Annotated in this window: 17 protein-coding genes; 16 read left to right on the forward strand and 1 reads right to left on the reverse strand. The window is 68.2% G+C overall.

Annotation, left to right across the window (positions count from 1 at the left end):
- Positions 1-37 precede the first annotated feature (37 nt).
- The gene (locus ACSFA7_RS17680; RefSeq protein ID WP_435500583.1) at positions 38-817 is read right to left on the reverse strand and encodes a hypothetical protein; all 780 of its coding nucleotides are present in this window, start codon (positions 815-817) and stop codon (positions 38-40) included.
- Between the two features lie 223 nt (positions 818-1,040).
- On the opposite strand from ACSFA7_RS17680, the gene tssK reads away from it, so the two are divergent.
- From tssK to tssH, 16 genes are all read left to right on the forward strand, one after another.
- Entirely contained in the window at positions 1,041-2,372 is a 1,332-nt protein-coding gene (tssK, locus tag ACSFA7_RS17685; protein ID WP_435500584.1) for a type VI secretion system baseplate subunit TssK, read from the forward strand.
- A 31-nt stretch (positions 2,373-2,403) separates the two neighbouring features.
- Positions 2,404-3,774, forward strand: a complete 1,371-nt coding sequence (locus ACSFA7_RS17690) for a DotU family type VI secretion system protein (protein ID WP_435500585.1) — start codon at positions 2,404-2,406, stop codon at positions 3,772-3,774.
- A complete protein-coding gene (tssM, locus tag ACSFA7_RS17695) occupies positions 3,771-7,370 on the forward strand; it encodes a type VI secretion system membrane subunit TssM (RefSeq protein WP_435500586.1) in 3,600 nt (1,199 codons plus the stop codon). The genes ACSFA7_RS17690 and tssM overlap by 4 nt, the downstream gene beginning before the upstream one ends.
- A complete protein-coding gene (gene tagF, locus ACSFA7_RS17700; RefSeq protein WP_435500587.1) occupies positions 7,367-8,005 on the forward strand; it encodes a type VI secretion system-associated protein TagF in 639 nt (212 codons plus the stop codon). The genes tssM and tagF overlap by 4 nt, the downstream gene beginning before the upstream one ends.
- A 670-nt stretch (positions 8,006-8,675) precedes the next feature.
- Positions 8,676-10,616, forward strand: coding sequence for a protein kinase domain-containing protein (locus tag ACSFA7_RS17705; protein ID WP_435500588.1), 1,941 nt, complete (start codon positions 8,676-8,678; stop codon positions 10,614-10,616).
- A 60-nt stretch (positions 10,617-10,676) separates the two neighbouring features.
- On the forward strand, positions 10,677-12,266 hold the full coding sequence (gene mltA / locus ACSFA7_RS17710; RefSeq protein WP_435500589.1) for a murein transglycosylase A: 1,590 nt from the start codon (positions 10,677-10,679) through the stop codon (positions 12,264-12,266).
- A 29-nt stretch (positions 12,267-12,295) separates the two neighbouring features.
- The gene (locus tag ACSFA7_RS17715) at positions 12,296-13,045 is read left to right on the forward strand and encodes a hypothetical protein (protein ID WP_435500590.1); all 750 of its coding nucleotides are present in this window, start codon (positions 12,296-12,298) and stop codon (positions 13,043-13,045) included.
- Positions 13,046-13,073: 28 nt separating this feature from the next.
- The gene (locus tag ACSFA7_RS17720) at positions 13,074-14,225 is read left to right on the forward strand and encodes a hypothetical protein (RefSeq protein WP_435500591.1); all 1,152 of its coding nucleotides are present in this window, start codon (positions 13,074-13,076) and stop codon (positions 14,223-14,225) included.
- Positions 14,226-14,395: 170 nt separating this feature from the next.
- The gene (locus tag ACSFA7_RS17725; RefSeq protein WP_435500592.1) at positions 14,396-16,339 is read left to right on the forward strand and encodes a caspase family protein; all 1,944 of its coding nucleotides are present in this window, start codon (positions 14,396-14,398) and stop codon (positions 16,337-16,339) included.
- A gap of 48 nt (positions 16,340-16,387) precedes the next feature.
- The gene (locus tag ACSFA7_RS17730; protein WP_257862657.1) at positions 16,388-16,945 is read left to right on the forward strand and encodes a hypothetical protein; all 558 of its coding nucleotides are present in this window, start codon (positions 16,388-16,390) and stop codon (positions 16,943-16,945) included.
- A 1-nt stretch (position 16,946) separates the two neighbouring features.
- The gene (locus ACSFA7_RS17735; protein WP_435500593.1) at positions 16,947-17,792 is read left to right on the forward strand and encodes a type VI secretion system accessory protein TagJ; all 846 of its coding nucleotides are present in this window, start codon (positions 16,947-16,949) and stop codon (positions 17,790-17,792) included.
- 1 nt (position 17,793) lies between these two features.
- A complete protein-coding gene (tssE, locus tag ACSFA7_RS17740; RefSeq protein WP_206176972.1) occupies positions 17,794-18,309 on the forward strand; it encodes a type VI secretion system baseplate subunit TssE in 516 nt (171 codons plus the stop codon).
- A gap of 7 nt (positions 18,310-18,316) precedes the next feature.
- Positions 18,317-20,209, forward strand: coding sequence for a type VI secretion system baseplate subunit TssF (gene tssF, locus ACSFA7_RS17745; RefSeq protein WP_435500594.1), 1,893 nt, complete (start codon positions 18,317-18,319; stop codon positions 20,207-20,209).
- On the forward strand, positions 20,173-21,255 hold the full coding sequence (tssG, locus tag ACSFA7_RS17750; RefSeq protein WP_435500595.1) for a type VI secretion system baseplate subunit TssG: 1,083 nt from the start codon (positions 20,173-20,175) through the stop codon (positions 21,253-21,255). The genes tssF and tssG overlap by 37 nt, the downstream gene beginning before the upstream one ends.
- Positions 21,252-22,589 carry a methyltransferase domain-containing protein gene (locus tag ACSFA7_RS17755; protein ID WP_435500596.1) on the forward strand — a complete coding sequence of 446 codons (1,338 nt, stop codon included), beginning with the start codon at positions 21,252-21,254 and terminating at the stop codon, positions 22,587-22,589. The genes tssG and ACSFA7_RS17755 overlap by 4 nt, the downstream gene beginning before the upstream one ends.
- Before the next feature lie 69 nt (positions 22,590-22,658).
- Entirely contained in the window at positions 22,659-25,388 is a 2,730-nt protein-coding gene (gene tssH, locus ACSFA7_RS17760; protein WP_435500597.1) for a type VI secretion system ATPase TssH, read from the forward strand.
- Positions 25,389-25,401: the final 13 nt, after the last annotated feature.

Here is a 25,401-nt window from a genome sequence, read left to right on the forward strand (position 1 = left end):
GCGTTGTGATCGAAGACAGCAGCTGTTTTCCTGATCCCTATCTCACGGCAATCGTGGTGGCAGGCTTGCCTGCAGCTCCAGGCTTGGTAACTGCGGGAGTCTTTGGGGTCGCGGGAGCAGCAGGAATGGGCGGATTCGTGCCCGCGCTCGTCGCCGCAGCCGCCGTTTCCAGTCCCGAAATAATGTTGCACGCAGCGTGATAGTTCAGCGCATCTGCCACCGCCCTGTTCACCGGGTACGCAGCCATCGGCTGTGTTCTTGAAGCCTGGATCTGCTTCAGGATCCCCTCGCGCTGTCTCGAGATTCCCGAAGAGACGACGTTCAGTGCGAGATTGTTGAAATACGCTTGGTCGTATCTGGCGAGGATTCCACTCGACAGCGTGCTGCCCGCAGAAAGAACTCTTGCCACGGAGCCGGGAGTGGTCACGGAAGCTGCGCCGGAAAGCAGCGTGGCGAAGTTGCTCCACACCATATTGGTTTGCGCCTTCGACGACACCAGCATCCTGATGAAAGTCGCGCATTTCTGATTCGAGGCGGCGAGGATTCGGTCCTGAAGATCATTTCGCAAGTACTCGAACCTGGCCTTGTCTCCCGGCTTGGCTTTTGCTATTGCATCAACGTCCTGAAGTCCGTAGGTCTTGAGCAGTTCCTCAAGATTGATCTGCTCGAATCCGTCGGACTTCTTGCCGTCGCCGCCGACCAGCAGCGAGCCTGCGCCACTCAGGAGGTTCTCCTCGTCCGGCATCGTCACCGAACGCAGATTGGAACAGCCGCCGGCAAAAAGTGTCGAGGCCAATAGAAGTGCGGTCAATTTCATGCTGGACGTTGGGCCGGGCCCTGGTGACTTTGAGTTGGGCGCAGGCTACCCAGCACGGCGCCCAATGGCATCCCATATTCCCGTGGACCCGAACGGCCCATCTAGTCCCTTCGCCGTAGCTCCAAACCGCTCCATCTAGGCCATTAGGCGGATTTGCCCGCCGCCCTCCGCGCCGGAAACTTCGTGTTTCTTTCAGGCAACCCTTGCCGTTGACGGAGTGCGGATGAGTTGGCGAACAAAAGTGGTCTGGAGCGAGGGGATGCTGTTGCAGCCTCAGCACCTGCAGCAGAGCGAGCGTCATGCCGATCATGCGAGGCATGTGCTCTTGCGTTCGACCACGCCCTACGCCTGGGGTCTTGCCGAACTCGAAATCGACCAGGCCGCGCTCACGCTGGGCAAGCTCGCGCTGGTGCGCGCGGTCGGCGTGTTCGGCGACGGCACAGTGTTCGACATGCCGGCGGTCGATCCGCTGCCCGAGCCCATCGACATTCCTTCCACGATGCGCGACGAGCCAGTGGTGCTCGCGCTGCCGCTGCGCCGCGCCGGCGCGCGCGAGGCCGATGCCGAAGACTATGAAGAGCTGGTGCGCCACCGCGTGCTCGAGTCCGAGGTACCCGATTCCAACACCGCCGGCGAGCGCACCGCGATGCTGCAGCTGGGCCAGTTGCACACGCGCCTCATGCGCGCCAGCGAAGCCACCGACGCCTGGACCACCATGGGCGTGGCCCGCGTGGTCGAGCGCCGTACCGACAACCAGGTCCAGCTCGACCGCGGGATGATCCCGCCTTTGCTCGACGTGGCCGGCCATGCAGTGATCCGCGCCTGGCTCGACGAACTGCTGGGCCTGTTGCGCCAGCGCGGCGAGGCGCTGGCCGGCCGCATGACGCAGGGCGGCACCGGCGGCGTGGCCGAGATCGCCGACTTCATGCTGCTGCAGGCGGTGAACCGCAACGAGGCGATCTTTGCGCACCTCGCAAAGAGTTCGATGCTGCACCCGCAGCACTTCTTCGAGCATGCGCTCGGACTGGCCGGCGACCTCTCGAGCTTTCGCGATTCGCGCCGCGTGGCGCGCTTCGGTCCCTATATCCACGACGACCTCGCGCTGAGCTTCCGCCCGGTGATGGACGACCTGCGCCGCAGCCTCTCGATGGTGTTCGAGCAGTCGGCCATCCGCATCGAGCTGCACGACCGCAAGCACGGCGTGCGCGTGGCGATGGTCACGGACGTCGAACTGCAGCGCAAGGCCACCTTCGTGCTCGCGGTGAACGCGAACATGCCGAGCGAGGCGTTGCGCGCGCGCTTCCCCACGCAGGTGAAGATCGGCCCGGTCGAGCGCATCCGCGACCTTGTGAACCTCGCGCTCCCGGGCGTCACGCTTACGCCGATGCCGGTGGCTCCGCGACAGATTCCCTTCCACACGGGCGCGAACTATTTCGAACTCGAAACGCGCAACAGCGACCTGTGGCGCCAGCTAGAGCAATCCGGCGGCATCGCGATGCACATCGCCGGCGACTTCCCCGGCCTCGATCTCGCCTTCTGGGCCATTCGTTCCTAGCCCCAGCGGCTGACGGAAACGGAACACCATCATGAGCACACCTCCCGACCCCTTTGCCGCCTTCGAGTCGGAGCGCACGGTCATCAAACCCAAGCCGCGCACGCCGGCAGGCACCCCGCCGGCCGCGGCGCCCGCGCCGTTCTTCGGCGGCACCGATCCGACGCCGGCCGTGGAGGTCGGCGAGATCGGCCTGCTCAATCCGCTGGTCTCCGCCGCGGGCAAGCTCTTGGTGCTGATCGGCAAGCTGCGCAACCTCGCGCAGCCGCCCAACGTGCCGGCGCTGCGCGCCTCCACCGCCGATGCGGTGAACCAGTTCGACGCCAGCGCGCGCCGCTCGGGCGTGAGCAACGAATCGGTGCTCGCCGCGCGCTACGTGCTGTGCACCGCGCTCGACGAGGCCGTGGCCAACACGCCCTGGGGCGTGCAGGCCGGCTGGAACAAGCAGAGCCTGCTGGTCCAGTTCCACAACGAGACCTGGGGCGGCGAAAAGGTGTTCCAACTCCTGGCCAAGCTCGCGCAGGACGTGCCCACGCACCGCCAGTTGCTCGAACTCATCTACAGCGTGCTCGCGCTCGGCTTCGAAGGCCGCTACCGCGTGGTCGACAACGGCCGCGCGCAACTCGATTCGGTGCGCCAGCGCCTGGCCGACCTGATCGCCAAGGACCGTCCGCAACTCGAACCCGAACTCTCGCCGCACTGGCGCGGGCAGGGTGCGGGCACGGTGCGGCTGCGCGAATCGCTGCCGCTGTGGGTGTTCGCGGCGGGCTTCGCGTTCCTGCTCGCGCTCGCATGGGTCGGCATGCGGCTCATGCTGAACAACCGCTCCGACACCACCTATGCCGCGGTGTCGGGCCTGCGCGTGCCCAACATCCAGATCGCGCCCCCCGCGCCGCCCGCGAAGACGCCGCGGCTCGCGCGCTTCCTCGAACCCGAAGTCAAGCAGGGCCTGGTCACCGTGACCGACGAGGCCGACCGCAGCGTGGTGCGCCTGCGCGGCGACTCGTTCTTCGGCTCCGGCAGCGCCGAGCCGATGGCCGCGTCGCTGCCGGTGCTGCGCCGCATTGGGCAGGCGCTGGCCGAGGTGAAGGGCGACGTGCTCATCACCGGCCACTCCGACAACCAGCCGATCCGGTCGCTGCGCTATCCGTCGAACTGGCACCTCTCGGCCGCGCGGGCCGATGCGGTGAAGGGCGCGCTCACCACGCTGGTCGACCCCGCGCGCATGCGCTCGGACGGCAAGGCCGACGCCGAGCCAGTGGCCGCCAACGACACGCCCGCCAACCGGGCACGCAACCGCCGCGTGGACATCGTGCTGCTGACCGAGCCCGAGCGTGTCGCTTCTTCCGCCGCACCGGCCCCGGCCCCGGCACCGGCTGCTCCCGTTCCAGGAGCGACGAAATGATCAAGAAAATCTTCGGATTCCTGTTCAGCCCGCTGCTGCTGACGCTGCTCGCGCTCATCGTCGTCGGGCTCCTGATCTGGTGGATCGGCCCGCTGGTGAAGATCGGTTCGCTCGCACCGCTCGAAAGCGAAATGGTGCGCGCCATCGTCATCGGCGTGATCGTGCTCCTCGTGGTGCTGCGCGTGCTGTACCGCCGCTGGCGCGCGCGCCGTGCGAGCCAGCACCTGACCGACGGCCTCATGAAGGCGCCGACCGTCAAGACCGACGCACCGGTCAACGGCGAACAGAAGATCCTCGACACGCGCTTCAGCGAAGCCGTCGCCACCTTGAAGCAGATGCGCCTGCACGCCGCCGGCAAGAAGCCGGGCTGGCGCGACTGGATGTCGATCTCGGGCGGCAGCTACCTGTACGACCTGCCGTGGTACGTGTTCATCGGTGCGCCCGGTGCGGGCAAGACGACAGCGCTCGTGAACTCGGGCCTCTCGTTCCCGCTCGCCGAGAAGTTCGGCCCCGGCGCGATCCGCGGCGTGGGCGGCACGCGCAACTGCGACTGGTGGTTCACCGACGAGGCTGTGCTCATCGACACCGCCGGCCGCTACACCACACAGGACAGCCACCAGACCGAGGACAAGAACGCATGGGAAGGCTTCCTCGGCCTGCTCAAGAAGGCGCGCCCGCGCCGTCCGCTCAACGGCGTGTTCCTCACGGTGAGCGTCGCCGACCTGTTGAGCCAAGGACCCGAGCAGCGCACGCAACTCGCCGCATCGATTCGCGCGCGTTTGCTCGAACTCGACAGCAAGCTCACCACGCGCCTGCCGGTGTACGTGCTCGTCACCAAGAGCGACCTGCTCTACGGCTTCACCGACTACTTCGACGACCTCGGCAAGGAACAGCGCGCGCAGGTCTTCGGCTTCACGCTGCCGGCCGACGAGAACGTGCAGACCGAGGAGAAGGGCCTCTCCACCGCCTTCCATCGCGAGTTCGCGCTGCTGCACAACCGCGTGAACGACGGCCTCATTCCGCGCATGCAGCGCGAGACCGACGGCACGCGCCGCGCGGCGATCTTCGGGTTCCCGGCGCAGTTCGGCTCCATCGGCTCGCTGCTGTCGGACCTGCTGGACCAGGTGTTCACCGGCTCGCGCTTCGCGCAGCCGCCGTGGGTGCGCGGCGTGTATTTCACCAGCGGCACACAGGAGGGCAGCCCGATCGACCGCGTGATGGGCAGCCTCTCGCGCAGCTTCGGCATCGAGCGCGCGATGCTCGCGCCGCAGAAATCGAGCGGGCGCAGCTACTTCCTCACCTCGCTGCTGCGCGACGTGGTGTTCCCCGAGCAGCGCCTGGCCGGCGCCGACGTGAAGCTGGAGCGCCGCCGCCACCTGCTGCGCATGACGGGCGTGGCCGCGATGACGCTGGTCACCGTCGGCCTCATCGCGGGCTGGGGCTACAGCACCTGGCAGAACACGAACTACCTGAAGTCGGTGGAAGCGCGCGCCGTGCCCGCGCAGAAGAGCCTGGCCAACCTGCCGGTGCAGTTGCAGAACCTGGTCGAGGTGGCGCCCGCGATGCAGGGCATACGCGACATCTGGAAGACCCCCGAGAACCGCCAGGGCGATGAGCCGCTGAGCATGACGCTGGGCCTCTACCAGGGCGACAAGCTCGATGCCGCCGCGCGGCTCGCGCACCAGCGCGCGCTCAACGACGTGTTCCTGCCGCAGATCGCCAAGCGCATCGAGGACCAGCTGCGCACCGCGCAGAAGGACAACCTCGAGTACACGTACGAAGCGCTCAAGAGCTACCTGATGCTCTACCAGCCCGAGCACTTCGATCCCGAAGCGCTGAAGGCCTGGATCACGCTCGACTGGGCGCGCAGCCTCGACCGCGGCATTCCCGAAGACCAGCGCCTGGCGCTCGAAGACCAGCTCGACGTGCTCATCGCGCAGGGCCCGCCGCGCTCGCCGCTCAAGATGGACGAGAACCTGGTGCGCAGCGTGCGCGCCGTGCTCGCGAGCTATCCGCTGGAGCAGCGCGTGTTCAGTCGCCTCAAGCGCCAGCGCGCGACCAAGGACATCCCGGGCTTCAGCGTGGCGACGGCAGCAGGCCCTTCGGCACCGCTCGTGTTCGAGCGCATCAGCGGCAAGCCGCTGACCGAAGGCGTGCCGGGCATGTTCACCTACGACGGTTATCACAAGCGCTTCCAGAACGAGGTGACGGTGCTCACCGGCCTGCTCGCCGCCGAAGACCCGTGGGTGCTCGGGCAGGACAAGGGCGCCGCCGACCGCCTGCGCGACGTGGCCGCGCTCGGCGCGCTGACCGACCGCGTGCGCCGCCTGTATCTCGCCGAGTACGTGAAGCAGTGGGAGGCATTGCTCGCCGATGTGCGCCTGATCCGCGCCACCGGCCTGGAGAAGAACATCGAGGCCGCACGCATCCTCTCGGGCGTGAGCTCGCCGCTCGCGAACTTCCTGCGCGCCGTGGTGAAAGAGACCACGCTGATCCCCGCCGACCAACCGAAGGACGTGGTGAGCAAGGCCACCGCCACCGTCGCGAACACGCGCAAGGGCCTGGAAGACCTGTTCGGCGGCGACCCCAACAAGCCGGTGGCCACCGGCAAGCGCATCGAGAGCATCGTGGACGACCGCTTCGAACCGCTGCGCCGCCTGGTCACCGCCGCCGCGCCCGGCCAGCCCGCGCCCATCGACGATGCGCTGAAGCTCTTCAACGAGGTGTACGTGTACCTGAACGCGGTCGATACGGCCGTGAAGGGACGCACCTCGCCGCCGCCCGGTGACGTGGCGGGCAAGCTCAAGGCCGATGCGGGACGCCTGCCTGAGCCGGTGCGTTCGATGGTCGAGAACCTGAGCCAGTCGGGCGCCGCGCAGGCGCAGGTGGCCGAGCGCGGCAACCTGAGCCAGGACCTGCGCCCGGTGACCGAGTTCTGCGCGCGCGCCATCGCGGGCCGCTATCCGTTCTCTCCGACCAGCAAGCGCGACGTGCTGCCCGAGGACTTCGGCCAGATGTTCGGGGCCGGCGGATTGATGGACGAGTTCTTCCAGAAGCGGCTGGCCGCATTGGTCGATACGAGCACGCGCCCGTGGCGCTACAAGCCCGTGGCCGAGCGCGGCGCGATCACCACGCAGGCGCTCGCGCAGTTCGAGCGCGCCGCGCGCATCAAGGACATCTTCTTCCGCGCGGGTGGCCGCGGCCCCTCGATGCGGCTGGACTTCAAGCCGGTGGAAATGGACGCGGGCATCACCCAGTTCATCCTCGACGTCGATGGGCAGCTCGTGAAGTACGCGCATGGCCCGGTTGTGCCGATGGCGGTGCAGTGGCCGGGGCCGAAGGGCAGCAACCAGGTGCGCATCCAGGTGAGCCCGCCTTCGACGACCGGCAGTTCGGGCTCGGCGGTCGATGGGCCGTGGGCGCTGTTCCGTGCGCTCGACGATGGGCAGCTCGAAGCGGGCGATGCGCCGGAGAAGTTCTTCATCACCTTCCAGATCGGCGCGCGCAAGACGCGTTTTGAAGTGACGACGAACAGCGTGCAGCATCCGATCCGGTTGCGTGAGCTGCGGGAGTTTTCTTGTCCGGAGGGGTTGTGAGTCTGGCCTCTTCTTCTACTTCTTCATCCCTCTTTGCCTCGGCTGAATTGCCTGGATGGTTTGGCAAGTTGCCCGGCATGGGGGACTTTGCGCATCGGCGGTTGCCGGAGTCGTTTCGGTCGGTGTGGGATCAGTGGTTGCAGCGCGGGCTTGCGCGGCTGCGGGATCGGCATGCGGATTGGACTTCCTACTACCTGGAGGCGCCGATCTGGTGTTTTGCGCTGGGGCCGCAGGTTGCTGGCGAGCGTGGGTGGATTGGGGTGTTGATGCCTTCTGTCGATGGCGTTGGACGGTACTTTCCGTTCACTCTTGCCGTTGAACTGGGCGAGGGTTCCGAGGTGCTTCAGGGCGAGGCACTGGCTGCCGCACTGCACTGGTGGGCGTTGGGGATTCAGGCTGCGCTTGAGGGGCTGGATGGGGATCTTGATGCGCTGCGGTTCGATGCCGTTCTTGGGCGGCTGTTCGTAGCTGCGGCCGGCGATGCTGCTGTTGGCGTCGAGTCGCTGGAACTGCCTGCTGCAGGGGCTTCGTTGTGGCTTGGTGATCCGGCTGTTGAAGGTGGGGTTCGGATGCTTGCGACTGGGTTGCCACGCGACGCGCAGTTCGAGGCTTTGTTTCTTGGGGGTGGGGAATGACCTCCTTGCTTCCTTTTGCTTTCCGAGGCCGGGTCTCGCCCCGGCGGGCGACCTACTTTTCTTTGCTTCGCCAAAGAAAAGTAGGCAAAAGAAAGGCGACCCTGCTGTCTGCGACCCTTCGCTTCGCTACGGGCAACCTGCGGTGCTCGCGTTTCGCGGGGTCTCGCAGAACTCGCTTCGCTCAAACAGCTGCGAGCCCTGATCCGCGAAACGCTGCGCTCCTCGGCGCAGCCAGAAGGGATTTGGACACCGGACACGCCATCGCTGCGCTCGGCGCTCGGGACACTTCTGGCCATCGCTTCGCTCGGCCTCGCAACATTCAACGAACCGCAGCAGGCAGTTCAAGGCTGACACGCGCAGCGTGCCAGCCCTTCGGGCCGAGCGAAGCAATGGCCCGTGTTGTCTCCACCCCCCTCTGGCTGCGCCGAGGAGCGGAGCGTTTCGCGGATCAGGGCCGCAGCTGTTTGAGCGAAGCGAGTTCTGCGGACCCCGCGAAACGTGAGCACCGCAGGTTGCCCCGTAGCGCAGCGAAGGGGTCGCAGACAGTGGGGTCGCCTTTTCTTTGCTTACGTTCTTTTGGCGAAGCAAAAGAAAGTAAGTCGCCCGCCGGGGCGAGACCCGGCCTCGGAAAGCAAATTCAAAAAGGCGTTCAACCCGCAGGAGCAGGTCGATGACCGACAACGCCCCCCCGCCGGAAGACGACCGCACCCGCGTCGTCTCCAGACCCGCACCGCAACAGCCAGCCACAGGCGGCGACACAAGCGCAACCGTCATCACAGCCGGCACCACAAGCCTGTCCAACGTCCCCGTCACCAGCCCCGCATCGGGAACCCACGAAGCCGGCCTCCTCCCCGTAGGCGCCCGCCTAGCAGAATTCGAAATCACCCGAGTCATAGGCCAGGGCGGCTTCGGCGTCGTCTACGAGGCCTGGGACCACGCCCTCGAACGCGTAGTCGCCATCAAGGAGTACCTGCCAACGTCCCTGTCGACAAGACAGCAGGACGGCACCGTAGTCCCCCTCTCGGAGCGGCACCGCGAAACCTTCGACCTCGGCATGCGCAGCTTCATCAACGAAGCCCGCCTCCTCGCCCAGTTCGACCACCCCTCGCTCCTGAAGGTCTACAGGTTCTGGCAAGAGCGCGGCACCACCTACATGGTGATGCCCTTCTACCGGGGCGACACGCTGAGGGAAGCTCTGGTCGCCATCCCCGCAGGTGTCGACGAGTCATGGCTCATCCGCATCATGGACGGCGTGACCCAGGCGCTCGGCGTGATGCACAACGCCAACTGCTACCACCGCGACATCGCGCCCGACAACATCATCCTGCTCGAAGGCTCCGGCCGTCCGGTGGTGCTCGACTTCGGCGCCGCGCGCCGCGTGATCACCGACAAGACGCAGGCGATCACCGTCATCCTCAAGCCCGGCTACGCGCCCATCGAGCAGTACGCCGAGATGCCCGACATGTCCCAGGGCGCGTGGACCGACGTCTACGCCCTCGCGGCCGTGATGCACGTGGCCGTGTGCGGCCGCGCGCCGCCGCCTTCGGTGGCGCGGCTCCTGTCCGACAGTTATGTGCCGCTCGCGGGCAACGACATCCTGCGCCAGCGCTACAGCCTCAAGCTGCTGCAGGCGATCGATGCGGGCCTGGGCGTGCGGCCCGAGCAGCGGCCGCAGTCGATGGCCGAACTGCGCGCGGCGCTCGATCTGGAAGTCGGCCACAGCATCGCGCCGACGCCGCGCACGCAGCCGCCTTCGGGCGCGCGCACGGGCGGAAACCACACGGGGTCCAATGCGAACGCCGCGACGGTGATCGCTGGCAAGAAGGCGCCACCCCCGGCGCCCGCTCCGGGGGGCGCAGGCACCGGTGGCGGCAAAGGCAAGACCGTTGCCGCGCTCGCTTCCGTGGCCGTCGTTGCAGCCGTCGCCGGCGGCGGCTGGTGGTGGTACCAGGGCCGCGCCGGTGGTGCGGGCAAGACGGACGTCACCACCACCGCACCGCCGCCGCCGATCGACACCAAGGTCGCGCAGACACCGACCCCGCCGCCGCCTCCACCCCCACCGCCACCGCCACCGCCACCGCCACCTCCGCCGGCGGCGCCGCGCACGCCGCTCGAATCGCTGCAGTCGCTCGCGGCGGGCGCCGCGCCAGGCTTCGAGGTCACGGCCACCGCGAAGAAGGCCGAGGTCGCCATCGGCAAGGACAAGCTCGCCTTCGAGGTGCGCAGCAAGCGCGACGGTTTCGTCTACGTGTTCCTGCTCTCCAGCGGCGGCGAGATGTTCCTCCTGTTCCCGAACCTGCTGGACAAGTACAACAAGATCAACGCCAACAGCGCCCTGTCGCTGCCGCGCGCCTCATGGCCGATGGACGCGGGCGGCCCCGCCGGCACCAACCAGTTCGCCGTGCTCGTCAGCGAACACGAGCGCGACTTCAGTGCTTCCGGCGTGCAGAACGACGGCGTGTTTCCGCAGTTCCCGCTGCCGGTGCTCTCCGCGCTCGAAGCCACGCGCGGCACCGGTCCGTCTCCGCTGCTGGGCAAGCCGACCTGCGCCCCCGGCGCCCCGTGCAACGACGTCTATGGCGTCGCGAATTTCAAAATCGTCGAGAAGTAATCGTCTGTAGACGTTGGCCCATCGGTTCGATGGCCGCTTTTTCCGGACAAGGAGACTTTCATGCATACCTCACAGTCGCCGCGCTTCACCACCACGCTGCTTCGCTGGGCCGCCTTCGCGGCCGTCGCATCGCTGGCCGGCTGCGCCAACCCGCCCCCGGCCGCGACCACCGACACCACGGCCACCACCGACACGTCGGCATCGACAACCACCAGTTCACGCCCCGCCTCGACTGGCGCGAGCGTGGCCGGCCAGGCGCGCACCTTCTCGACCCAGCTGGCCACCTACACCGCGGTCAGCTTCGACGCGATGCCGGGCTGGTCGCGTGACGATTTCGCCGAGACCTGGCCCGCGTTCCTGGGCAGCTGCAAGGTGCTCACCGGCCGCGGCGCCGAGTGGAAAGAGGTGTGCGACCGCGCTGGCAAGGTCGACGGCAAGAACCGCAACGCCATCCGCGGCTTCTTCGAGAGCGAGTTTTCGGCCTACCAGATCCGCGACGATGATCGCAAGCCCGACGGCGTGGTCACCGGCTACTTCGAACCCGAGATCGCGGGCAGCCGCACCTACGGCGCGCCCTTCATCTACCCCGTGTACGGCCAGCCGGAAGACATGCTGTTCGCCGATGCGCGCAAGCTCCCGGCCGGCAGCGGCACGGTGGCCGCGAAGGTCGAGGGCCGCAACGTGGTCGTGCAGACGGGCCTGAGCACGCGCGACATGGGCGCGCCCGGCCTCTATGCGCTCGATCTCTCGGCCATCACCCGCGACACGCTCGACCGCAAGGTGCGCATGCGCATCGAGGGCAAGCAACTGCTGCCGTACTACACCCGCGAAGAGATCGAGACCAAGGGCGCGCCCAACGCCAAGGTGCTGGCCTTCGTGAGCAGCGCCACCGCGCTCTACGAAATGCAGATCCAGGGCTCGGGCCGCATCAAGCTGGCCAATGGCGACACCATTCGCGTGGCCTACGCAGAGCAGAACGGCCAGCCCTTCCGTCCCACCATTGCGCAGGCCGCCAACGGCAAGCCGCGCAGCGCGGTGAAGGTGCGCGGCTCGTCGATCGAGCTGCAACTGGACGACGGCGACGACGACGATGTCGGCGGCGTCGACAGCAGCGTCATCCGCACTCGCGGCTTCACGCTCGCACGGCCCACCGCCAGCGGCGCGGTCGTGGTGCCGGGACGCCGCACGGCCGGCGCGGTGACGGGGTCGGGCATCAAGGACCCGAGCTACGTGTTCTTCAAGGAATCGACCTCGCCCGTGGGCGGGCCGGTGGGCGCCTTCGGCGTGCCGCTGTCGGCGGGGCGCTCGATCGCGGTCGATCCGCGCAGCACGCCGCTCGGCTACCCGGTGTTCGTCTCGACCCGCACGCCCGGCAGCGGCGCACCGATGCAGCGCCTGACCATTGCGCAGGACACCGGCGGCGCGATCCGCGGTGCGGTGCGCGCCGACTATTTCTTCGGCAACGGCCAGGCGGCCGCGACCAACGCACGCCGCATGAAGGAACGCGGCCAGCTGTGGATTCTTCTGCCGCGCGGCCTCGCCGTGGCGCAGGCGGCGGTGTCGTCGACGATGCGCACGCGCGGTGGCCCGGTCGGCGCGGGGCTGGCGCAATGCCTGGTGCCGAGCGAAGGCGTCTGCGTCGATGACTGACCCGACCTTGGCCTGAACCTTGTCCCTCCATGCAGGAAACCCTTTCGTCCGCAGAGAGTACTGAACTCGTCCGCCTCTGGCGGCGCAGGCAGACGCTGTCCTCGAACGACATGGGCACCATGTACCGCATCGTTGGCGATGCGCTCGTGGCCTGCAACCCGCCCGAGCTGCAGATCCTGGGCGAAGGGCGGCAGGAGCTGGTGGCGCAGTTCATCTATGTGAAGGTGCTGCGGCTCGATGCCGATCCCGATGAAGCCGACGAGCGCGCGAGCCACAGCGCGCCTTCGACCGCCTTCGCGCTGTGCGCGTACTTCCGGCGCTACCTGATCGACTGCACGCGGGCCAGCTCGTTCCGCCGCAAGCTTTCCATCGGCGACCAGATCACCGAGGCGCAGCTCGAAGACGAGATCGGCGCGGGCGAGGACCTCGACGGTTGCCTGGCCGAACACGGCCTGAGCGCACAGGCGGTGCAGCTGGCCGCGCGCGCCTTCATCGCCGAGCTGCCCGAGCCCGAACGCATCCTGTTGTGCGAGGGCTTCGGCAAGGAGGCCGAAGGCGGGCTCTCGGGCATCGCCTCGCGCCATGCCATTGCCTCGTACCACTACCGCGCAGGGCGCCTGGGCCTGGTGCACAAGCGCGAGGGCCTCACCGCCGACTACGCCAAGACCCGGCTGGGCGGCTGGATCCAGCAGACCCTGGGCATCGCCATCGAGGCGGAAAACATGGCGGCGATCCTGCAGGTTTTCAAAATCCTCGGTGCTGAAGCGTCTTATGCCTGAAGACATAGCCATTCAGGAACAGACCGCCATGAACACCGAACTCTGGCCCCCGCTCAGCGTGATCCGCAACGCGTTCGAAACCGGCAGCGCCGCCGTGCCCGATGCAGCTGCTGCAGCCGCTGGCGTGGCCACGGTGGCCATGCCGGGTGCGATGCCGCAAGCCGCATCGGCGGTGGCGGCGCCCGCACTGCAGGATCTCCTGCTGCCCCTCACCGAATTGGCCCGGCGCCGCGAGGCTGTCGCCCAGCGCGCCTTCCCCGCACGCTGGGCGCCGGGCCGCCTCGTCAGCGTGGTGCACGAAGGGCGGTTGCTCGGCGTGCTGCTGGACCGTTGCATCCACGGCGATCTCTGGCAGGGCTGGATGGCCGCGGGCGAGGCCGACTGGGCCGGCGTCTTCGACGTGCTGCTCGAACCCGACGACGAACCCTTCGAGCCGGCCTTCGGCCTCATTCAAACCTGGAATGTGCTCACGCTCGAGCCCAGCCCGCAGCTGTGCGCTCGCGTGCTCGGCGAGGTCTCGGCCACGCGGCTTGCCGCGATCCGCGCGGTGCACGACGAATGGGCCGCGCAGAAGGTGCTGCCCATCGCGCCCGAGCCGGGGCATATCGCGCTGCGCACCGTGGGCGGCGTGTTCTCGGTGCTCTCGGGCACGCCGCTCGGCGCGCAGGACCCGCGCGCCGACTACCAGGCGCTGTACCGCACTGTCGGCCTGCAGTTGGGCTCGGCGCTGACGCAGTCGCCCGAGGCCGCGCCGGCCGCGCCCGTGTCGCCGCGCGCCCGGCCGCAGGAACGGCCCGAAGGCGGCTGGTGGGGCAGCATCCGCCGCTGGTTCGGCGCCGATGGCTGGATGCGGCCTGCGTTCGCGGTGCTCGCCTTGTGCGTGGTGGTGCAGAACGTCGGGCTGCTCGGTGGGCGTGGATCGGAAGAGGACGATGTGCGCTTTCGCAATGTGCCGACCGCACCGGCCGCAGCGTCGGCCAACCTGGTCGTGCGCTGGAAAGATGGTGTGCGCGTGGACGAGGCCGATCGGCTGCTGCGCACGATCTCGGCCGAAGTGGTCGGCGGGCCGGGCACGAACGGCGTCTGGCGCTTGCGGGTGGACGACCCGGTCGGTGGTTTGTCGCTGCTCGCGGCGTCGCCGCTGGTCGAATCGGCTGGGCCGGCTTCGGAGCGGCCATGACATCAGGCGGCCTGCTGTCTTGTTCCCTCTCCCGCTTGCGGGAGAGGGCCAGGGTGAGGGCAGGTGCCCTCGCAGAAGCACCGCCCTTGCCATCGCCGTCGGCCCTCACCCCAACCCTCTCCCCAAGGGGAGAGGGAGCAGCACAGTGGCGCTTCCTGCAAGCGTTGCTGATGGCGTGGCTGCTTGCCTGCAGCAGCCTTTCCTTCGCCACCCAACGCGCCCTGCTCGTCGGCGTCTCCGAACTCGTCAACCAGCCGCAGGCCCTGTGGCTGCAGGCGCCGCGCAATGACGTGATGCTGATGCGCGACGCATTGCTCAAGCAGGGCTTCGCGCCCGCCGACATCACCGTGCTCGCCGACGGCGTGAGCGGCTCCGCATTGCCCGAATCGCAAGCCATCCACGAAGCCCTCGGCCGCCTGCTCGCGCAGTCGAAGAGCGGCGACTTCGTGCTGCTCTATTTCTCCGGCCACGGCACGCGATTGCGCGACAGCAACAAGCGCTACCAAGAGCCCGACGGCCTGTCCGAGAACTTTCTCGCGCGCGACGTGCGCGGCACGCTCGGCGCCGACAACGCCCTGACCGGCGACCTGCGCGATGCCGATTTCGACGCCTGGATCCAGGCTTTTCTCGCGCGCAACGTGTTCGTCGCCTCCGTCTTCGACACCTGCTCGGCGAACTCGATGACCCGCAGCACGACCGATGCGCCGGCCATCGCCGAGGGACCTCCCGGCGACGAGGTGCGCTGGCGCGGCCTGCGCACCATCCAGCTGGTCGGCGCGCCCGGCCCCGCGGCGCGCGTCGCCATGGCGCGGCCCACGGTGACCGACCCGGTGCCGCGCGCCCGCTACGTCGCGCTCTTCGCCTCGGAGAGCCACCAGATCACCCCCGAGCTGCGGCTGCCGCGCAAGAACCGCAACGCGCGTCCGCAGGGCCTCCTGACCTGGGCCGTGGTGGAGGCGCTTTCGCGCAAGCCCGCCACCTGGCGCGACCTGTTCGACGGCGTGCTGGCGGTCTATCCGCCGGTGATCGACGAACTCGCGCAACGCTTTCCCACGCGCGAACTGCCTTCGCCGGTCGCCGAGGGCAATCTCGATGCGCCGATCTTTGCCAACCGCGCCCAGGCCGTGTCGACGCGCCCCGTCTGGCGCGCGCAGCGCTCGGGCGACACGCTCACGCTGCAGGCCGGCCAGCTCGATGGCCTCGTGGCGCAGCAGCCGCTGCGCGTGCTGGCCACGATGGACGACGGCACCGTGCGCAGCGCCGAAGGCATGCTCGCGCAGGCCTTCAACGACAAGGCGCGCATGGCGGTGCCGCCCGCGCTGCGCGAGCTGCCCGGCGCCGCGCTCTGGAACATCACGCCGCTGGGCGAACCGGCCACTGTCGCGCTGCGTGTGCGCGCGGAGCAGGGTCTTCCGCCCGGCCTCAGCCTCGAGTACCCCGCCTCCATCGTCGCGGTGAACGAGGTGGAGGGCGCCGACGTGCGCTGGTCCGCCGGCCGGCTCGAAGTGCTCTCGCCCCTGCTCGGCGCGGGCGCAAAGCCCCAGCCGGTCGATGCGGCCGCGGCGCGTCGCCGCCTCGAAGTGCTGGCCCGCCTCAAGTGGCTCAACCAGCTCTACACCATCGCCAGGGACGCGCAGTTCGACGGCTTCGACGCGGTGTTCGAAGTCTGGAACGGCGAGCGCCTGGTGCGCAGCGGCTCCGCGCAGCAGGTCGACGCGAAGCTCCTGCCGCTGCGCGGCGGCGAACGCGCCGTGCTCAACGTGCGCAACACCAGCGCGCGCTCGGTCGATCTGGTCATCGTCGGCATCGACCCGCAGGGCGGAGCACGGCAGGTCTATCCCGAGGACCCGGGCGAGACCAACCGCTTCAAGCGCGGCACGCGCGAGGCGCCCGCGGTCAAGCGCTTCGAGCTGCCCTGGTTCAACGCGGAGGGCGGCCGGCTGCTGGTGCTGGCCACGCCCGCGGCGCCCTACAGCGCGCCGCGGCTGTTCGGCACGGGCGCCGGCGATGCGGTTGCGGAAGTGCGGGTGCGCGGCGCGCTGCAACCCGAGGGCGAGCGGCAGACCTTTGCCGCGATGGTTCATTGGGCGGGCGATTTTCCGGCCGCCAGGTAACGACGACGACACCTCACCACCACACGGATTTTTTCTCAGGAGATCGACATGAGCTGGACCTTCGATGGACAACTGGACCCCGATGAGGCCCTGCGCCTGCTCGACTACCTGTCGGGCGAATCGGGCAACGACTTCTCGATGATGATCGAGAGCAAGGGCTCGCCGATCGAGGGCGAGTCGGTGCGCACGTACGAAGACGGCAAGCAACGCATGGACATCGGCGGCTACTCGTACAAGGCCGACGTGGTCATTCCGCCGGGCTCCAGCAAGGGCAAGATGCGCAACCACCCCTTCATCGTGATCCGCGACTGCGATGCCGCCACGGCCTCCATCGCGAGCCTGCTCAAGGGCCAGGACAGCGACCTGAAGGTGACGGTGTCGGTCTTCAAGGCCGGCGGCGACAGCTCCAAGGATCTGCAGGCGCACCTGGAGTTCGTGCTCGAGGGCGCGCGCGTGCACTGCCACGCCATCGTGACCGGCGGCACGCCCAAGCGACCCTGCGACATCGTCTTCTTCAGCTACACGAAGCTGGAGATCCGCTCGGCACCGCAGCAGAAGACCGGCGCACGCGGCGCGGTCCGTACCTGCACTTTCACGGGCAACTGAAATGACCACCTCCGCCGAACTCCTGAAGTCCGCCGACCCGGTGGCCGCGCTCAAGGCCCTGAGCGACGAGGTGCGCGCCAAGCCCTCCGACAGCAAGCACCGCGTCTTCATGGCGCAGTTGCTCTGCGTGCTGGGGCAGTGGGAGCGCGCGCTCAACCAGCTGACCGTCGCGGCCGAGCTCGACGCGCTCGCCGTCCCCATGAAGCAGGTGTATGGCGACGCCGTGCGCTGCGAGGGCCTGCGCGCCGAAGTGTTCGCCGGCACGCGCACGCCCATGATCTTCGGCCAGCCCGACGAATGGCTGGCGCTTCTCATCGAGTCGCTGCTGCGGCAGGGACGCGGTGAGACCGAGCTGGCCGAAGATCTTCGCCAGCGCGCGTTCGACGGCGCACCGGCCATCGCCGGCACCATCGACGGCGCACCGTTCGAGTGGCTGGCCGATGCCGACATGCGCCTGGGCCCGGTGCTCGAGGCCTTCGTCAACGGCAAGTACTACTGGATTCCGTACGCCCGGCTTGCGCACATCAAGATCGAGCCGCCCGAAGACCTGCGCGACTGCGTCTGGATGCCCGCGCACCTGCAGTTCGAGAACGGCGGCGAAACCCTCGCGCTCATTCCCACCCGCTACGAAGGCACCGAGAAGAGCGAAGACGGCGAGCTGCGGCTCGCGCGCAAGACCGAGTGGCGCGAACTGCGCCCCGAGGTCTGGGCCGGCACCGGCCAGCGCGTGCTCGGCAGCGATGCCGGCGAGTACGCGCTCATGGACGTGCGCGAGATCCTCTTCACGCCGGTGGCTTCCGCCGAGGCACCGCAGGAAGGCGAAGGCACCGAAAGCGGAGGCGGCTGACGTGGCCGAGCTCACCGCCCAGGAGCGCCTGCAGCCTTCGCTGCTCGACCGCCTGGTCGACAACGCGCCGACCGAAAAACGCGAGAGCGACGAGAAGCGCACGCTCACCAAGCAGGCGCTGCGCTCGGCCGTGCTGCGCGACCTGAGCTGGCTCTTCAATGCCACGGGTTTCGGCCTGGCCATGGACGACAAGCAGTACCCCAATGCGGCGCGCTCGGTCATCAACTACGGATTGCCTATGCTGTCTGGCCAGTTCACCTCGTCGGTGCAGCGTGTCAGCATGGAACAGGCTTTGAAGAACGCAATCCTGCAGTTCGAGCCGCGCATTTTGTCCCGCACTCTCGAAGTGGAACTCGTCATGGAAGGCTCGGCACTGGAGTCGCACAACAGCATCGGCCTGCAGATCCGCGGCATGCTGTGGGCGCAACCCGTGCCGCTCGAGTTCCTGATGCGAAGCCGTGTAGACCTGGAAGAAGGACGCATCGAGATCGTGGACATGGCGCAAAACCCAAGGTAAGTCCGACATGGACCCTCGGCTGCTGAACCTGTATGAACAGGAACTGCGCTACTTCCGCGAGAGCTCTTCGGAGTTCGCGCGCGCCTTTCCGAAGATCGCGCACCGGCTGGGCATCGAGGGCCAGGAGGTTGCCGATCCCTACGTCGAGCGGCTGATCGAGGCCACGGCCTTCCTGTCGGCGCGCGTCAATCTCAAGCTCGATGCAGAGTACCCGCGCTTCACGGGGCACCTGCTGGACATCGTCTATCCGAACTTTCTTGCACCCACGCCCGCGATGGCGGTGGTGTCCTTCTCGCCCGACCTCGACGATGCCAACTTGGCGACCGGCCCGAAGCTGCCGCGCGGCGCCGGCCTGCGCGCACGCCAGGCCGTGGGGCAGAACACGCATTGCGAGTTCCGAACGTCGAGCGCGCTGCGCATCTGGCCGATGGAGGTGCAGCGCGCGCAGTACTTCACCTACGCGCCCGACCTGCCGCTGGCCACGCACCCGCAGTCGCGCGCCATCCGCGGCGGCCTGCGCATCGCGCTGCGCGCGACGGCCGGGCTCAAGTTCAACCAGATCGCGCTCGACGACCTGGTGCTGCACCTCGGCGGCGCCGAGGACGTGGCGTGGCAACTGCAGGAATGCGCGCTCGGCCAGCCCATCGGCGTGATGGTGCGGCCGTTGTCGCCCACCGGCGCGTTGCAGGGCCCGGCGCAGAGCCTGCCGGCAAGTGCGATCCAGCCTATGGGTTTCGAGGACGACGAGGCACTGCTGCCGGTCACGGCCACGGGCTTCTCGGGCTTTCGGCTGCTGCAGGAGTACTTCGCGTTTCCGCAGCGCTTCCAGTTCTTGCGCATCGCAGGGCTGCAGGCGCTGCTCGCCACGATGCCGGTGGCCGAGATCGAGCTCGTGCTGCTGTTCTCGCGCGGCGATGCGGCGCTCGAAAAACTGGTGAGCGCGGAGAACATCCAGCTCCATTGCGTGCCGGTGGTCAACCTCTTCAACAAGCGGCTCGACCGCGTGCCGCTCACCGAAGGCGTGAGCCAGTTCCACCTGGTGCCCGACCGCACGCGGCCGCAGGACTTCGAGGTGCACACGGTCACCGAAGTGATCGGCCATGGCGCGCCCGGCGCCGATGCCGCGGCGGCGGAGCAGGTGTTCCGGCCTTTCTACTCGGCCTTCCACGGCACGCGGCACAGCCACCCCGCCTATTTCACGACCACGCGCGAGCCGCGCATGCTGTCGGTGAGGCAGCGCACCGAGGGCCACCGCAGCAGCCACATCGGCTCCGAGGTCTACATGCAGATCGTCGATCCGCAGCAGGCGCCGTATGCGGCCACGCTGCGACAGCTCGCGGTGACCGCGCTGTGCACGAACCGCGACCTGCCGCTCCTAATGCCGCTGGGCCGCGACAACGATTTCGATTGCGTCGACTCCTTCCCCGTGCAGCGCGTGCGCATGGTGCGCGGGCCTTCGCGGCCGGTGTCGCCGGTGGTGAGCCAGGGGTTGGGCTGGCGGGTGGTCGATCACCTCGCGCTCAACTACCTCTCCATTTCGGACAGCACGCCGGAGCAGGGCGCCGCCGCGCTGCGCGAGACGCTGATGCTCTATGCCACGCATGCCGACGAGATGCGCCAGGGCCAGGTGCGCGGGCTCCTGTCGGTCAAGAGCAAGCCGGTGGCGCGCCGCCTGCCGCTCAAGGGTCCGATCGCCTTCGGGCGCGGGCTCGAAGTGACGCTGGAGGTCGACAAGGATGCGTTCCACGGCCACAGCGTGTTTCTGTTCGGCGCCGTGATGTCGCGCTTTCTCGCGCGCCATGTGGAGGTCAATCACTTCGTCGAGACCGTGCTGCGCGTGGCGGGCAAGGGCGAGACCATGCGATGGAGGCCGCTGTGCGGGACCCGGCAGATTCTGTAGCCACGCGTGTCGACAACGCGCTGCGCGGGTGGTCCGCGGAGCCGTGGTCGTTCGATTACTTCGCTGTGATGCGCCGGCTGGAGTCCGTGGCCGGGACCACGCCGCGCTGGGGCCGCGCGCTGCTGCCGAGCGCCGAGCCTGTGCGCGTGGGGCAGGAACCATCGCTCTCGTTCGCGCCCGCGAGCTTCAGCCGCTTCGAGCCCGCGACTGCGTATTCGCCGCCGCGCCTGCGCCAGCATTTCTTCAGCTACGTCGGCCCCAACGGCCCGCTGCCTGTTCACCTGAGCGACTTCATCCGTGAGCGCAGCCTGAACCATGGCGACCCGACCTGGCTCGCGTTTCTCGACAGCTTTCTGCATCGCTTCTCGCTGCATTTCTACCGCGCGTGGGCGCAGGCACGGCCCGCCGTGGCGCTCGACCGTCCGGGCGAAGACCGCTTCAGGCTGCAGGTCGGTGCGCTCATCGGCACCGGCACGCCGGGCCGCATCGGACGCGACGAGGTGCACGACGATGCGCGCCTGCATTTCTCGGGCTGGCTCGCGCGCCGCGTGCACAACGCCGAGAGCGTGGAGTCGGTGCTGTGCAGCTACTTCGGCGTGCCGGTGACGCTGGAGCGCTGGGTCGGCCACTGGATGCGCGTGCCCACGGACGAGGTCACGCGGCTGGGGCGGGGCGAGAGCTCGCGCTCGATGGGCATGGGCGCGATGCTCGGCACCCGCGCATGGGACCGGCAGCACCGCGTGCGCCTGCACATGGGGCCGCTCACGCTGGACCAGTACCGCATGTTCCTGCCCATCGGCACCGCGCGGCCGGTGCTGCAGCGCTGGATGCAGCAGTTGCTGGGCGACGAACTCGAATGGGATGCAGAGTTGGTGCTCGAGAAGGCGCAGGTGCCGGCCACGCGTCTCGGACAGAAAGCAGGCAACGCGCCGCGCCTGGGCTGGGTCTCGTGGCTCGGTGAGCGCAAGCGCGCGAAGGACGCGGCGGACGTGCGCATCGGCAACAGCTCGATGACCGTCCGGGCCGCTGCAGGAGCTGCTGCATGACGACGACGACTCTCGGGTGTGCAGACACGGCGGCGCACGCGGCCGCGCTGGTGCAAGCGGAGGACCTGACGAAGGCGGGGAATCTCGACGCGGCCGACGAGGTGCTCGCCCGCATTCTGGAAGCCGCGCCCGGCGACCCCGATGCCCTGCACTACAAGGGCTTGCTGCGCCATGCGCAGGGGCGTGACGCCGAGAGCATCGCGTTGATCGGGCGGTCGCTCACGCTGCAACCCGCGCAAAGCGGCGCCTGGAATAACCTGGGCAATCTGCTGGTCGAGGCTGGCCGCGTCGACGATGCGATGCGTGCCTATGAAAACAGCGTGTCCTTTGCCAAGGGCGACGAAGGGGCCGACGCGCTGAGCAACATCGCGGCGCTCGAATGCGGAAAAGGCCACTGGCAGGCCGCCGAGCGCGTCAGCCGCCGTGCGATCGAACTGCGGTCGACGTCCAGCGAGGCCTGGTACAACCTGTCGATCGCGCTGATGGAGCAGGGGCGCATCGAGGAGAGCGTCATCGCCAACAGCCGTGCGGTGCTGCTGCAGCCGCGCAACCTGAGCGCGCGCTCGAAGGTGATTCGCGCGCTGGAGCTGCTCCGCGAGAACGAGCAGGCCATCCGCATGTACCGGGAGTGGCTGGCCGAAGATCCAGACAATCCCGTGGTCGCGCATCTGCTGGCCGCCTGCGAGGGGCATGCGCCCGTGCGCGCCAGCGACGGCTATGTGGAGACGCTGTTCGACAGCTACGCCGGCAGCTTCGACGCGAGCCTGGAGAAGCTGCACTACCGCGCACCCGACCTCGTGGGGCGCGCGGTGCAGGACATGTATGGAACACCCGCCGCGCATCTGGCGGTGGTCGATGCCGGCTGCGGCACCGGGCTCTGCGCCCCGCTGCTGCGGCCCTGGGCCTCGCATCTGGCCGGCTGCGATCTGTCGGTCGGCATGCTGCAACGCGCGGAGCAGCGCGGCGGCTACGACGTGCTGCACAAGGCCGAGCTCACCCACTACCTGAACACCCAGCCCGCCCGCTTCGACCTGGTGGCATCGGCCGACACGCTGTGCTACTTCGGCGACCTGCACGAGGTGCTGGCGGCAGCTGCGCGTGCGCTGCGCCCGCAAGGCGGCGTGGTGTTCACGGTCGAGGCCATGGACGGGGGGCAGGACGATTTCAGGATCGAGGGCAGCGGCCGCTACCGCCATGCGGCAGCTCACGTCGAGGCTTGCCTTGCGGCCGCCGGTTTCAGCGACGTTCGCATCGAGCCGATCGTTCCGCGCCGCGAGGCGGGGCGGAACGTGCAGGGCTGGCTGGCCAGCGCAAGGCTCGCGGCCCCTCCATGAGCTCGTTCACAGATCGCCGAACTTCAAATTTCCCGGCACGAATCGTCTTCAACAGATACGGAGTCCTCCATGAGTGAAATCAGTCGCACCGCCCTCTTCGGCAAACTCAATTCGCTGGCCTACAAGGCCATCGAAGGCGCCACGGTGTTCTGCAAGATGCGGGGCAATCCGTACGTGGAGCTGGAGCACTGGTTCGCCCAGCTGCTGCAGGCGCAGGACTCCGACCTGCACCGCGTGATCCAGCACTACGGCCTCGATGTGTCGGTGATTGCCAAGGACATGACCGCCGCGCTGGACCGCCTGCCGCGCGGCGCCACCGCGATCAGCGACTTCTCGCCACACATCGAGAACGCCATCGAACGCGCATGGACCTACGCCACGCTGCAGTTCGGCGAAGCGCAGGTGCGCACCGGCTACATCCTGGTGGGCATGCTGAAGACGCAGAGCCTGCGCAACCCGCTGTTCAACTTGTCCAAGCAGTTCGAGAAGATCAAGGTCGAGGACCTGGCCGACAACTTCCCGAAGGTGTGCGATGCCTCGCCCGAATCGCAGATGCGCGCGCAGGACGGCACCGGCATGGGAAGCGGTGCGCCCGGCGAAGACTCGGGCGCGATGGCGCCCGCGGCCATGGGCAAGGGCGATGCGCTCAAGAAATTTGCTGTCGACCTCACGGAGAAAGCCAAGAAGGGAGAGATGGATCCGGTGACCGGGCGGGACGAGGAAATCCGCCAGATCGTCGACATCCTCATGCGCCGCCGCCAGAACAATCCGCTGCTGACCGGGGAGGCCGGCGTCGGCAAGACCGCGGTGGTGGAAGGTTTTGCGCAGCGCCTCGCGCGCGGCGACGTGCCGCCGCAACTCAAGGACGTGAAGCTGCTCACGCTCGACATCGGCCTCCTGCAGGCCGGCGCGAGCATGAAGGGCGAGTTCGAGCAGCGGCTGCGCCAGGTGATCGACGAGGTGCAGAGCTCGCCGACGCCGATCATCCTGTTCATCGACGAGATCCACACGCTCGTGGGCGCGGGCGGCGCGGCCGGCACCGGCGATGCGGCCAACCTGCTCAAGCCCGCGCTCGCGCGCGGCAACCTGCGCACCATCGGCGCGACCACCTGGGCCGAGTACAAGAAGTACATCGAGAAGGACCCGGCACTCACCCGCCGCTTCCAGGTCGTGCAGGTGCCCGAGCCCGACGAGGTGAAGGCGATATTGATGCTGCGCGGCGTGGCCAGCGTGCTCGAGAAGCACCACCGCGTGCAGCTGCTCGACGAGGCCATCGAAGCAGCGGTCAAGCTCTCGCACCGCTACATTCCCGCGCGCCAGCTGCCCGACAAGGCGGTGAGCCTGCTCGATACCGCATGTGCCCGCGTGGCCGTGTCGCAGCACGCGACGCCGCCCGAGGTGGAAGACTGCATGCGCCGCATCGAAGGGCTCACGGTCGAGCAGGAGATCATCGGCCGCGAGGCCACCATCGGCATCGACGTGACCAAGCGCTCGGCGCAGGTGGAGGCGCTGCTGGTCGAATCGAAGCTGCAGCTCGAAGCGCTGAATGCGCGCTGGCAGGAAGAGAAGGGGCTGGTCGACCGGCTGCTTGAATTGCGCAGCAAATTGCGTGCGGGCAACAAGCCGGTGGATGCGCCTGCGACTGCAGCCGATGCAACGGCCGCCGCCGCGCCGGCAGACCCGGCCGCTGCTGCTGTCCCCGCGCACGACCGCGCCGCGCTGCTCGCCGAACTGCACGAGCTGCAAGCCAAGATTCATGCGGTGCAGGGCGAGTCGCCGCTTATTCTTCCGTCGGTCGATGAACAGGCCGTGGCCTCTGTCGTCGCGGACTGGACCGGCATTCCGGTCGGCCGCATGGTCAAGAACGAAGTGGAGGCCGTGCTCAAGCTCGCCGACACGCTCAACCAGCGCGTCATCGGCCAGAAGCACGGCCTGGAGATGATCGCGCGCCGCATCCAGACCTCGCGTGCACGGCTGGACAACCCGCAGAAACCCATCGGCGTCTTCATGCTGTGCGGCACCTCGGGCGTCGGCAAGACCGAGACCGCGCTCGCACTGGCCGAAGCGCTCTACGGCGGCGAGCAGAACATCATCACCATCAACATGAGCGAGTTCCAGGAGGCGCACACCGTCTCCACGCTCAAGGGCGCGCCGCCCGGCTACGTGGGCTACGGCGAAGGCGGCATCCTGACCGAGGCGGTGCGCCGCCGTCCCTACAGCGTGGTGCTGCTCGACGAAGTGGAGAAGGCCCACCCCGACGTGCACGAGATCTTCTTCCAGGTGTTCGACAAGGGCTGGATGGAAGACGGCGAGGGCCGCATGATCGATTTCAAGAACACGATCATCCTGCTCACCACCAACGCCGGCAGCGAGCTCGTGATGAGCATGTGCCGCGACCCCGAGCTCCTGCCCGACTCGAACGCGCTGGCCGATGCGCTGAAGGCGCCGCTCATGAAGGTGTTCCCGCCCGCGCTGCTGGGCCGCATCGTCACCATTCCCTACTACCCGCTGTCGCCGGACATGATGAAGAAGATCGTGCGCCTGCAGCTGGGCCGCATCAAGAAGCGCGTGGAGACCAACCACGGCGTGCCCTTCGAATACACCGAGGCGGTGATCGAGCAGGTGGTCGCGCGCTGCCAGGACCCGGAGTCGGGCGGCCGCGTGATCGACGCGATCCTGACCAACACGGTGCTGCCCACGATTTCCGTCGAGTACCTGCAACGCCTGGCGTCCGGCGGAGAGATCCGCCGTGTTGCGCTGGATGTCAAAGACGCCGACTTCACCTACGCGTTCGATTGAGCTGCTCCATCTT

Origin of the sequence: Variovorax trehalosi, assembly GCF_051216415.1 — a bacterium.
Taxonomy (GTDB): Bacteria; Pseudomonadota; Gammaproteobacteria; order Burkholderiales; family Burkholderiaceae_C; genus Variovorax.

What these genes read in the sequence shown, in the direction of transcription:
- ACSFA7_RS17705 (WP_435500588.1), top strand. Translation starts at nt 8,676, where the DNA reads ATGACCGACAACGCCCCCCCGCCGGAAGACGACCGCACCCGCGTCGTC.
- ACSFA7_RS17680 (WP_435500583.1), bottom strand. Translation starts at nt 817, where the DNA reads ATGAAATTGACCGCACTTCTATTGGCCTCGACACTTTTTGCCGGCGGC.
- tssG (WP_435500595.1), top strand. Translation starts at nt 20,173, where the DNA reads ATGGAGGCCGCTGTGCGGGACCCGGCAGATTCTGTAGCCACGCGTGTC.
- ACSFA7_RS17715 (WP_435500590.1), top strand. Translation starts at nt 12,296, where the DNA reads ATGCAGGAAACCCTTTCGTCCGCAGAGAGTACTGAACTCGTCCGCCTC.
- mltA (WP_435500589.1), top strand. Translation starts at nt 10,677, where the DNA reads ATGCATACCTCACAGTCGCCGCGCTTCACCACCACGCTGCTTCGCTGG.
- ACSFA7_RS17735 (WP_435500593.1), top strand. Translation starts at nt 16,947, where the DNA reads ATGACCACCTCCGCCGAACTCCTGAAGTCCGCCGACCCGGTGGCCGCG.
- ACSFA7_RS17725 (WP_435500592.1), top strand. Translation starts at nt 14,396, where the DNA reads ATGGCGTGGCTGCTTGCCTGCAGCAGCCTTTCCTTCGCCACCCAACGC.
- ACSFA7_RS17720 (WP_435500591.1), top strand. Translation starts at nt 13,074, where the DNA reads ATGAACACCGAACTCTGGCCCCCGCTCAGCGTGATCCGCAACGCGTTC.
- ACSFA7_RS17690 (WP_435500585.1), top strand. Translation starts at nt 2,404, where the DNA reads ATGAGCACACCTCCCGACCCCTTTGCCGCCTTCGAGTCGGAGCGCACG.
- tssK (WP_435500584.1), top strand. Translation starts at nt 1,041, where the DNA reads ATGAGTTGGCGAACAAAAGTGGTCTGGAGCGAGGGGATGCTGTTGCAG.
- ACSFA7_RS17755 (WP_435500596.1), top strand. Translation starts at nt 21,252, where the DNA reads ATGACGACGACGACTCTCGGGTGTGCAGACACGGCGGCGCACGCGGCC.
- tssF (WP_435500594.1), top strand. Translation starts at nt 18,317, where the DNA reads ATGGACCCTCGGCTGCTGAACCTGTATGAACAGGAACTGCGCTACTTC.
- ACSFA7_RS17730 (WP_257862657.1), top strand. Translation starts at nt 16,388, where the DNA reads ATGAGCTGGACCTTCGATGGACAACTGGACCCCGATGAGGCCCTGCGC.
- tssH (WP_435500597.1), top strand. Translation starts at nt 22,659, where the DNA reads ATGAGTGAAATCAGTCGCACCGCCCTCTTCGGCAAACTCAATTCGCTG.
- tssM (WP_435500586.1), top strand. Translation starts at nt 3,771, where the DNA reads ATGATCAAGAAAATCTTCGGATTCCTGTTCAGCCCGCTGCTGCTGACG.